The 9,657-nt window shown below is 58.6% G+C and carries 9 protein-coding genes and 1 pseudogene; 6 read left to right on the top strand and 4 right to left on the bottom strand.

Annotated elements, in window-relative coordinates:
- Positions 1-1,629: 1,629 nt before the first annotated feature.
- Positions 1,630-1,944 carry a quaternary ammonium compound efflux SMR transporter SugE gene (gene sugE, locus J6497_RS39685; RefSeq protein WP_225709592.1) on the top strand — a complete coding sequence of 105 codons (315 nt, stop codon included), beginning with the start codon at positions 1,630-1,632 and terminating at the stop codon, positions 1,942-1,944.
- 39 nt (positions 1,945-1,983) lie between these two features.
- Here the strand turns inward: sugE and J6497_RS39680 are convergent.
- The 3 genes and pseudogenes from J6497_RS39680 to J6497_RS39670 all read right to left on the bottom strand — a co-directional run.
- Positions 1,984-2,547: pseudogene (locus J6497_RS39680) on the bottom strand (amidinotransferase); the annotation flags it as partial.
- Positions 2,548-2,854: 307 nt separating this feature from the next.
- Entirely contained in the window at positions 2,855-3,649 is a 795-nt protein-coding gene (locus tag J6497_RS39675) for a dienelactone hydrolase family protein (protein WP_225709591.1), read from the bottom strand.
- A 556-nt stretch (positions 3,650-4,205) separates the two neighbouring features.
- A complete protein-coding gene (locus J6497_RS39670) occupies positions 4,206-5,126 on the bottom strand; it encodes a LysR substrate-binding domain-containing protein (protein ID WP_225709590.1) in 921 nt (306 codons plus the stop codon).
- 82 nt (positions 5,127-5,208) lie between these two features.
- Between J6497_RS39670 and J6497_RS39665 the strand changes: the two genes are divergently transcribed.
- From J6497_RS39665 to J6497_RS39645, 5 genes are all read left to right on the top strand, one after another.
- The gene (locus J6497_RS39665; protein WP_376708347.1) at positions 5,209-6,225 is read left to right on the top strand and encodes a Bug family tripartite tricarboxylate transporter substrate binding protein; all 1,017 of its coding nucleotides are present in this window, start codon (positions 5,209-5,211) and stop codon (positions 6,223-6,225) included.
- A 358-nt stretch (positions 6,226-6,583) separates the two neighbouring features.
- Entirely contained in the window at positions 6,584-6,880 is a 297-nt protein-coding gene (locus J6497_RS39660) for a hypothetical protein (protein ID WP_225709589.1), read from the top strand.
- A gap of 171 nt (positions 6,881-7,051) precedes the next feature.
- The gene (locus tag J6497_RS39655) at positions 7,052-7,210 is read left to right on the top strand and encodes a hypothetical protein (protein ID WP_225709588.1); all 159 of its coding nucleotides are present in this window, start codon (positions 7,052-7,054) and stop codon (positions 7,208-7,210) included.
- Positions 7,211-8,112: 902 nt separating this feature from the next.
- Positions 8,113-8,397, top strand: a complete 285-nt coding sequence (locus J6497_RS39650; RefSeq protein WP_225709587.1) for a hypothetical protein — start codon at positions 8,113-8,115, stop codon at positions 8,395-8,397.
- A gap of 357 nt (positions 8,398-8,754) precedes the next feature.
- Positions 8,755-8,943, top strand: a complete 189-nt coding sequence (locus tag J6497_RS39645; RefSeq protein WP_225709586.1) for a hypothetical protein — start codon at positions 8,755-8,757, stop codon at positions 8,941-8,943.
- A 22-nt stretch (positions 8,944-8,965) separates the two neighbouring features.
- On the opposite strand, the gene J6497_RS39640 is transcribed toward J6497_RS39645, so the two are convergent.
- The gene (locus tag J6497_RS39640; protein WP_225709585.1) at positions 8,966-9,157 is read right to left on the bottom strand and encodes a hypothetical protein; all 192 of its coding nucleotides are present in this window, start codon (positions 9,155-9,157) and stop codon (positions 8,966-8,968) included.
- Between the last annotated feature and the right edge of the window lie 500 nt (positions 9,158-9,657).

Genomic DNA, 9,657 nt, shown 5'->3' with positions numbered 1-9,657 from the left:
GTTTCGTCCCGCGATTTCGCTTTCGTTAGATGCACGCGCTCTCCCCGCCGATATGCGGCTGCCGAGCTGGGCTCCAGGGTGATCTGGGCTAGTAATCTTCCGTACGGCCTTGCGGCGGCCAACAATAAATGTTGCCCCTCACTCCACAACGTATCCAAGACAGAACGGAAGGGCATTTAGCGCGGCAATTAGAGCAAAAGTGCGCCTGAACAGTTCAGGTTCAACGCGCAAAAAACGCGGCTCCGAGTCGCGGCGGCGGCGTCGCCCATTCAGCACGCGCGAATGCTATCAAGGCACGGGCCGTTTCAGAGCCCAGCGCCGTGGCGGGCAATCAGACAAGCGGCTGCCTAAGAGGCGGCCCCTCCGGCCTCCCATCTTTACCGCTCCTCGTTGCAAGCCAATTCGCCCAAGCGAGCGCCAGGCTAAGCAGCAAGTCAAGAATTACTATAAAGGCGGTTCCGGTCTATCCCTTGCGCCAGTTTGGTCGGCACACTGTGGGCCTTCCAAAGAATGTGCTCGGTCTGCTGTCGTGCGAACCAGTGGCGATTTCAGCGTTCGCGACACGTTTTCGAAGCAAAAGCAAATCCGACATCATGCGTGCGAGCACATCCCTATCTAATGCCAGTTGCCCGCTAAGCTCTTTTGCAGTGCGTATTGAAATGCGCATACCAGCCGCCCTCCAATCGAGAGAAAACGGAACGTGATGCTTCCGGGAAGTTCGGAAATTAACTAGTTGAGTTAAAATTTTTTAATGCAACATTTAATTTCACATTAAATGTCAGTCAGACTGGGTCTGCGAGAATCATCCGACGAAATCGTGGCTAGGACGGCTGGCCTGCAACTGCGGTGGTGCCGGCGAGCCCTGCCCAATCTGCAATTCCAGCGATGACGCCAGCCAGCCGGAGATGCCGGAGGACTTCGAGGCGATGGTAACGAAGGATGATGAACTGGATTGAGGTCATAAATGCGGACTGACTACGAAATCGTCGTCGACGCCGTTCAAGCGGCCCGTCGTGTGCTCGGTGAGTACATAGACCCGCAACAGCCGTGCGATGCCACTGCCACGATCCATCGGCTGCTGGGACTACTGGACAATCGAGACGTTGAGGCAGCGCTAAAGCATCGACCTCCGCAACACATTCGAGCTGGTGAGCGTCGAGGCCTAACGGATCGGCTGCAGCCAGCACCGCCAGGTCCTACGTGATGCAGCGCTCTCCCCGCCTATCTCCCGGCGGGCGGGAGGATGTTACGCCTAGCGCTGGCTCGGAGTACGTTCGTGGTCTGCTATATCCTTAGCAGCGGCGCGAAAGCGGACATTGCCGGAGGTCCGAGTCGGGCCAAGAGGAGACACCTAAACGAGACCACCTGCTGTGATGAACACCGAAAACGTGGCCCGACGGCCATCGAACATTCTTTCTATTCCGACTGCGGCATTTTCTTAACTGCCTGTTCGATCCTCAGCTCAGCAAATTCGATCGCGGAAGCCCGCTCCGTCCAAGCCAAATAGGGCTGTTTTCTTCTTTTAAATTTCATAATTCTTCGCTGCCGTGTTTTTCTGACGCGGACACGCTGCACGAACGAGCATGGAGAGGAACTGAGATCAACAAACATTTTTAAGAAGGATCTCCCATGGCTTGGCTCTTCCTGCTCGTTGCTGGCCTGTGCGAAATAGCTTGGGCAATCGGCCTCAAATACACGGAAGGATTCTCGCGCCTGCTACCAACAATCGGTACAGTCGCGGCTATGGTGGCCAGTATTGGATTGCTCGGCCTGGCCCTTAAGTCGCTGCCGGTCGGGATGGCTTATGCGGTGTGGACGGGCATTGGCACCATCGGCACTACGGCGCTCGGTATCTATCTTTTCAATGAGCCCGCGACGTTGCTTAGGCTTGCCTGTATCGGCCTCATTCTCTCCGGCATCATCGGTCTGAAAATCACCTCTTAGCCCATGTGGCGTCATGTGGATCTCCCGAAAGGTCAGCGCTCAAAAATAGCTCTCCAACGTGCCGCGCCGTCGGACGTCGCGCGTGGCGCAGTGGAAGGCGCCGCCAAATGCGGCGTAGTGCAAGAACTCGCATGGAATCGGCTCGAATCCCCATTTCTCCATCGCACGCATTGTTCGCGCGTGATGCGGATCAACGATGACGCGCTTCTCGTCCACTGTCAGCACGTTCATGTTGAGCCATTTCCCGCATAGCGAAGTGATCTTGAGCATACCATCGGCGATCGGGTCGGGCTCCGGGGCCACAAGGATGTCCCATTTTTTCAAGATGGCCGGGAGACGGTCGACGTCTATATATTCGGGATTGATCAGAATCTTGCCGGGCCCAAGCGGCAAGATGGTGGTATCGATGTGCATCGGATTGGGACAGCGGCTCTCGATCTCATGAATGCGATAGCCGTTCCCAAGGTGGCGACGCAGCCATTCAATACCCGACGCATTGGTGACGTTGCTGCGGGTCACGAACAGGTCGCGCCCGCAGCGAATGAGATCGGCGGCGTCGAAGACCGGTTCGAATTCGGTCAGGATGTATGAGATCGGCTCGCCTTTTTCGGGGACGCAACTAACGAACGAGCTGTTCGATCCAGAGTTTCGCGCGTGGCGTTGGCGTCAGGGTCCAAGTCCATTCGGGTCACTCGCGTTGTTTGGGCCGCACGTCAATCACTTCCAGTCAACCCCTAACAGCCGACATGTGGACGAACGCTAGATTTCGTCGGCATGTGCCAAAAACCGACTCACGTTCGCCGATCTCCTCCGCCGCGGCAAAGCGCCAGGAGCGAAGCTGCAACCCTGCTTATCTCGCGCCTAAACCACCCACAGATAGAAAAGGCCACCATGTGGGTGGCCTTTTTGTTTATTTTTGAAGGTCAGCGGCAAAGAACTTGGCCGCCTCGGCCTTCGCTTCCTGATCCACCTTGGCGTCGTATCTGAGCGGTAGGTTGAATTTCTTGCCGAGCTCGGTGGCTTCCGGATTCGTGAAGGCGTGCACAGCGCCGGGATACTCGATGACCCGATAATCGGCGCTTGCCGCGTCGAAATCCTTCTTGAGCGCATCGTACTGCTCGCGCTTCATGAAGGGGTCGTCCGCGCCGTTCAGGACGAGGATTTTCGCTTTGACGGTTCCCGGCGCCGGCGCGGAGGTGTTGAGACCAAGTGATGCGTGAAAGCCCGCAACGGCAGCGAGGTCCGCGCCGGCGCGCGCCATGTTCAGCACTACCGCGCCGCCGAAGCAGTAACCAACGGCGCCGATCCGCTGGGGATTGACCGAGGCTTGCTTGGCGAGTTGGTCCCGCGCTGCGTTGAAGCGTGACTCCATCACCGACGGGCTCTTCATCACCGACGCCGAGAGCGCGCCGGCGTCCTTCGGGTTGTCGGCGGTCTTAGCGTCGCCGTACATGTCAGAAATGAAGGCTGTGTAACCCTGCTGCGCGAACTTCCGCGCCTCGTTATGGATGTGCTTGGTGATGCCCCACCATTCATGCACCATCACGATCCCGGGTCGTTTGCCTTCGATGGCGTCGTCGTATACGACGAAGCCCTTCATCGTGATCTCGCCGTCCGTATAGGTGACTGGCTCTTCCCTAACCGCAGCGTTTGCGCTCGCGACCATTGCGGTGGCGCAAAGTGCTCCCACTATAATCGTTCGCATGCTGACCTCCTGCGGGTTTGGCACAACTACATTGGCATGGCAGCGATTCCTACGCCAGGCTGTGAAAGCGGTACCGGTGCCGTCGCAGCCTGCGCGTAATCCACAGGTGCTCGGGCGTCAAGCTTGACGCCGAGCGCGCCGACATTGCGCTCGGCCTCCGTTGTGTTGGCGATGGTACTGGCACAGGGCCGCTGATGTTTTCGCCCTCGTGTTCGGAACCCTTGTCTATTTCGGTCACGGCAGCGTGGCGACTAAATCAATGATGAACACCACGATGGTTGCAACGAGTACGGGCTCAAACCATGCGTATTGTGAGGGTAAAAACATAACTCTTCCCTCCCCCAGCATTTTCAGGATGTTCGGAAGCTAGCAGACGGAACAACGACAGGCCATCCCCGGCCGCTTACACGGCGGGGTGGCGAACGCCGAGGCGCTAAGCCTGCGCCACCTATCAGTTGCGACGCCGCTCTGAATTTACTTCCGCTTTCGACGGGCGGCATAGCGGACGTAGCCGGGCTTACTGGCCCCTGTCGCGAATGAGCCAAGGGAGTCATGCTCAAGACCAGCTTGGCGGATCGCGCTTGGCAATGGTTCGAACCAAGCTGAGGAATTGTCTGAGCACCGGCGACGGGTCGGCTCTTCGCGAGGCGAGGCCGAGAAAGGCTTTCGGCGCGACGCCCTGTAAGCGCCGATAAATGACCCCATCCATGCGCACGCTCTGCATCGTCGACGGCACCAGGGCGATGCCGAGCCCAGCCGCGACGAGGCCAAGAGTCGATGTAATTCGCGGCGCTGGCTGGCCGAGACGCGGAACAAAGCCGGCCGCTCGGCAGGCTGCAACAGTCTCATCATGCAGACCGGTCCCCGGCGGACCGATCAAGATAAAGCGATCGCTCGCCAGGCTCTTCAGCGGCACGGCCTTGGATCTGCCGGATCTCGCCATCGGGTGACGACTTGGCAAGGCTGCGACCATCGGTTCCTCCTGTAGGGGCATGACCACGACGCCGTCTGCATGGATTTGGGGCGCGCGCACGAACGCCACGTCCATCTGGTCATTGTTGAAGCGCACGACGACCTCGTGGCTCAATCCCTCCTCAAGCACCAGCGACACCAGGGGAAAGGTTTCGCGGAATGAGCGAATGGCCTTGGGAACGAGCGGATTGAAAGGCGCCGTCGGCGCAATGCCGACGCACAAGATGCCCTGTTCGCCGCGTGCGGCACGGCGAGTTGTCTCGAGCGCGCGATCAAGATGCGCCAGCGTAGCCCTGGCCTCCCGGAACAGCGCCTGGCCCGCGCTGGTCAACTCGACACCGCGAGACAAGCGACGAAAAAGCTGCACGTTCAATTCCCGCTCCATCAAACTGATCTGCCTGCTGAGGGGAGGCTGCTGCATGTCGAGCCGCTCCGCGGCGCGCGTGATGTGCCCCTCCTCTGCAACCGTGATGAAATACCGAAGGCGCCGCAGGTCCATCGCCATACCGAAAAAGTATCACTTTCGCTCTATGCATATCATAGCTCAACCGCCGCCAAAACGCTATCTGCGGAGTACAGGCCTGCTCATGGCAGTGGGGCGAGGCGCTCCAAAAGGAGGGCGAGACATGCATTTGCAACGGCGGCAATTCCTGCGTCTAACCGCGGCCGCAATCACGGCCCCGGTCTTGTCACGGGTCGCCTCGGCTCAAGCCTATCCATCGCAGTCGGTACGGCTCGTGGTAGGGTTTCCCGCGGGCGGTCCGGTCGATATCGCCGCTCGCGTCATTGCCCCGTGGTTGGCGGAGCGATTGGGTCAGCCGTTCGTCGTCGACAATCAACCGGGCGAGAGCGGAAACAGCGCAACCAGATCCGTCGTCAGGGCGGCGTCCGACGGATATACGCTTCTCATTTGCGGTCCGGTGAACACAATCAACACGACGCTCTTTAAAGATCTCGATTTCAATTTTGGCCGCGATATCGTGCCGGTCGCCAGCCTTTGGCGGGTCCCGCTCGTAATCGAGGTGCATCCCTCCGTTCCGGTGCGGACGCTTCCGGAGTTGATCAGCTACGCGAAAACCAATCCGGGAAAGCTTAGGGTGGGATTTGCGGGCCATGGCACGCCGCAGCACGTGGGCATCGAGCTGTTCAGGATGATGGCGGGTGTTGAGTTGACACTGGTGCCCTATCTGGGCTCGACTCCCGCGCTTGCCGATCTGTTGGCTGGCAGCGTCCACGCCATGTTTGATCCGATGCCTTCGTCTATAGCGCACATCAAAAGCGGAAAGCTCATCCCGCTTGCGGTCACGACGCCGGTCAGGTCAGCGGGCTTGCCGGAGGTCCCAGCCGCGGCGGATTCTGTGCCTGGCTACGAGGCAGGATCATGGTTCGGCATCGTCGCACCGAAGGGAACGCCGAGCAACGTCGTCCAAAAACTGAACAAGGAGGTCAACGCGGCGTTCGAGAACGCGGGCATCAGAGCACGGCTTTCGGAGCTTGGCGCAACCGCGATTCCGGGTTCATCGACCCAGTTCGGCGCATTCATCGCTCAGGAAACGGAGAAGTATGCAGGGGTGATTCGTACGGCGAAGATTGCAACCAAGTGATGACCTCGTGGCTGGGTTGTTGAAACGGCGCCTCCCAACCGGAATGAGGCGGGGGCTCGGCTTATGATCAACGGCAGTTATTGGCGCTGAACCGAAGACTCGCTAGCCCGGTTGCACGTCTGCTGTCGGGAGAAAACCGGACTTTTAATTTGATAGTTGTCTAAGTCGCTTTTGCATCATCTGATAGATACCCCGGAGCTCCCCGCGGCGCATTCTGGCGCATTTTTTGATGGCCCCACGGTCAGTTTGCTGAGAAGAACTTGACCCTGCATAGGTTGTGGTGGCGGGCCCCCAAAGCCGAAAAGTGAGGACAAAGCGGCCCCTCCGGCGCGACGGCGAAGCCGACATCTACCAGGTCATGCTGCTCGCGTTGGCCGAGACGGGCCCCAAGCCGTCCATCTCATATGAGGAGCTGAGAACGGGCCTCAACGCCCTACTGACTGAGATGATGCCGCAAAAGCACGAGATCACCTCTGCGTTGAAGCATTTGGCAAATATAGCGATGAAGTCTGGATCGGAGGCCGCGATCGATTGGGATGACGACAAGCGCGAAGTTAATCTTAGCGATCCGTATTTGCAGTTCTACTTGCGCTGGCAGGTCAGGTCGCGGCGCAAGCGCGAAATACCGTTGCTGTCTCCGGGGCCAAAGCATTAGCGATCCTCACCCCGCCGCACATATCTTTTAAGGCGAGATCTCCTGCTTAACGGTGAGTTTGATCATGTGCACCGGCGGCGCATAGCGCGCTTTCGGCAGGGCTATTGACCACTGGAATGTTGACGGTCAGGAGCGCATACAGGCTGTATGGCTATATTTCCCGCGATGCGCATGCTTGAAGTGACGCTGATTGCTCTTCTCCCGCAGAAGTGGGAGTGGCAGGTCTGGGAAGCCGACGTGCTGCTGATGAGCGGCCATGAGACTTCGCGGGAAACGGCTCAGATCGAAGGGAATAGCGCCCTGTTTTACTTGCTTCGGTGTCCGATGTGACCATTCGAAACGCCTGACTCGAATTATATCGACTCCCGAATGAAAAGGGTGTCTAGTCGCTTACATAGTCGCCCGGCCCATGGCTTCTAATCGGTGATGAGAATGCCAGTTGCGGTCCCTCCCAATCACGCAGGGAGCACCGCTATGCCGGGTCGGCGACGTTTCAAGCTGTCATCATCCACCTTCGAATAGCTGCTGCTGTAAGCGCATAGGCCGCCCCGAGTCCGGCGGCGCTCAATGTCCGGAGAGTATCCTGTGAAGCTCATCTGTGCTGGCCTACTGTTCGCCGCAGCTTTCTCGCTATCAGGCGATGGCTGCCGTGCGCAGCAACCTTCATTGGGTCTCACCGATCTGGACGGCCTCTATCAGCTTCCAACTGAAGCCACTTCTGTGCAGAAGCATCGGAGGGTCCGCAAGCGAGCCAAGACTGAAGCGGCCGAGCAAAGACCGGCCTCGGAATCCAACCTGACTAGCTGGCAGCAAGAAGAGGCTCGGCAGCAGGCCGATGACGATCGGCTGAGGCGAAAACTGAATATCTGCCGGAACTGCACTGTTCCGAATAGACCAACTCGACCCCACTCCTGACCAGCCCACCGAAACTCGGCGCGAACACATGCCGCCTCTGCCCAGGCTTCGCGATTCCGCGCCGAAGAATAGCTCGCAGGCAGGGCTCACCTGGATCTCGGCACGCATGATCAAGGCGTGCGGCGTTCGCAATGTAGTCTCCAGCGCCGAAAGTCTTGCGCCCGACAGCGGGCGTTGAACTTGATCGTTGGGTTGCTCTTGCTGGTGGGTGGGGTTGTGCGGTTGCGAAAACGCCCGGAACCGTTACCGCTCTAGATTGAGGCGCTGGACTTCCAGAATGGGAGTTGAAACCATCCCTCAAAGCTGAGGGTAGAACGATGCCCACTTGCAAAGTGGCCTACCTGCATGAACAGGGGCAGGACTTGATCATTTTTCCCGTGGCAAGCTCCTTCGGTAACCAGCCTCAGTCTGTTCAATCGCAAGAGCTGATCGCGCTGGAACGGCGGGCGCATGCAGCGGGACTGCAGGGTTTTGCCGTCGTCGTTTGGGATGCTGGCGGCGGACGGATGGGCTTTATGGGGCCTCGGCCATTCCACCACTTTCTTGGCTCGATCAATCTTCAGTTGGTGATGTCGAATCTGAACCGAGAGATTTCCTGGTAGCCAAGTCTTCCGGTCAGGCGAGGGAGTTCGCTTCGATCGCAGCCCGCATTTCGTCGTTGATTTCGCCGCGTTTGCCGGGGCCACGGTCGGTTCACCACGTCTAGCTAAACCCGCCTCAAGGCACTTAGTGAGAAGCAAACCGTGACCTATTTTTCCCGCCGGCAAGACAGAACACAAAGAGCCTGCAAAGTAGCAGCAGACATTTTTTGCGCGGCGCTCTTGGGAGGATTCGCAATTGCGTTCTTTGGTTGGCTGGGAGGCGCAGTCGCTTTTCTCGTGCTGGAATCTGCACTTCTCGCGGTCGATTATGTCGTACCAAGCGAGGATGATGTAGCTGGCGCCGTCCGGTAGAGCAGCATGAAATACGTCGAAGACAACTCCTATGCCGATCCCGAAAAAGCCGCCCGCCGGGCTAATGGAAATCGCGCACAAGCTGGCGGAATATGGAATCGGTCTCAAGTTCGCGATCGAGCGCGGCTGGCTATGATGCGCGAGAGCGGCACCTACGTGAAGATCACGCCGGCCGGGGCCGAACTGTTCGCTTAAGATGTCACCAGCTGAAGCGGCTCTACTTTGTCAGCAAGCTAGAAATGATCGTAGCAATACCGAACGCTGCGAGCACCAAAACGATTGGTGGATAGAGCACCATAGCGGCATGGAACCTTAGAAATCTCCGGTGCACGCCGTCGCGGTTGGGAAGGCCTGCCAAGATCAAGACCAGCGCCAGGCCGAGTGAGATAATTCCGGTCCAAACGTTCATTGTCGCAACCTCCCCGTTGAGATCGCAGCACAGTCACAAATGGCCTTCCCAACAAGTAGCCAATCGTCGCAAGCCGAGAACAAATTAGGCCACTGCCAAATTCAACCTGGTATCCTAACTTGGAACGAATCCCGACATGGGCTAGTTGCTGCAAAACTGCCCTCGTTGGAATGCCCCGCCATGTGCGAGAAGTGCGCTGAGCTGACGAGAAGATCGCACGGTATAAGACGCTCTCGGCCCGCGTGACAGACCAGTTGACCCAATCGGGCATAGCGCTGCTGATAGAGCGGTACGAGGCGCAAAAGCGCGAGCTACATCCCGATCCGAAAGAGTAAGGCCGCCTCAGCCTGGTGGCCGGCGCTGCCGCGAGATCACTGAGCGGGAGCCGAGACCGGCCTTAAGGAACGAAGCCGGCTTGCCGGGAGTCAACTTAGGGCTTCCGGCCGACTCCTCAGCCCAGGCCGGAGGAAAACCTCCAAGGTTGGCGGCCCCGGCGGTTC

Origin of the sequence: Bradyrhizobium cenepequi, from assembly GCF_020329485.1 — a bacterium.
GTDB lineage: Bacteria > Pseudomonadota > Alphaproteobacteria > Rhizobiales > Xanthobacteraceae > Bradyrhizobium > Bradyrhizobium cenepequi.
This window is presented reverse-complemented; position numbering and strand designations above follow the sequence as displayed.

What these genes read in the sequence shown, in the direction of transcription:
- sugE (WP_225709592.1), top strand. Translation starts at nt 1,630, where the DNA reads ATGGCTTGGCTCTTCCTGCTCGTTGCTGGCCTGTGCGAAATAGCTTGG.
- J6497_RS39675 (WP_225709591.1), bottom strand. Translation starts at nt 3,649, where the DNA reads ATGCGAACGATTATAGTGGGAGCACTTTGCGCCACCGCAATGGTCGCG.
- J6497_RS39670 (WP_225709590.1), bottom strand. Translation starts at nt 5,126, where the DNA reads ATGGCGATGGACCTGCGGCGCCTTCGGTATTTCATCACGGTTGCAGAG.
- J6497_RS39665 (WP_376708347.1), top strand. Translation starts at nt 5,209, where the DNA reads ATGGCAGTGGGGCGAGGCGCTCCAAAAGGAGGGCGAGACATGCATTTG.
- J6497_RS39660 (WP_225709589.1), top strand. Translation starts at nt 6,584, where the DNA reads ATGCTGCTCGCGTTGGCCGAGACGGGCCCCAAGCCGTCCATCTCATAT.
- J6497_RS39655 (WP_225709588.1), top strand. Translation starts at nt 7,052, where the DNA reads ATGCTTGAAGTGACGCTGATTGCTCTTCTCCCGCAGAAGTGGGAGTGG.
- J6497_RS39650 (WP_225709587.1), top strand. Translation starts at nt 8,113, where the DNA reads ATGCCCACTTGCAAAGTGGCCTACCTGCATGAACAGGGGCAGGACTTG.
- J6497_RS39645 (WP_225709586.1), top strand. Translation starts at nt 8,755, where the DNA reads ATGAAATACGTCGAAGACAACTCCTATGCCGATCCCGAAAAAGCCGCC.
- J6497_RS39640 (WP_225709585.1), bottom strand. Translation starts at nt 9,157, where the DNA reads ATGAACGTTTGGACCGGAATTATCTCACTCGGCCTGGCGCTGGTCTTG.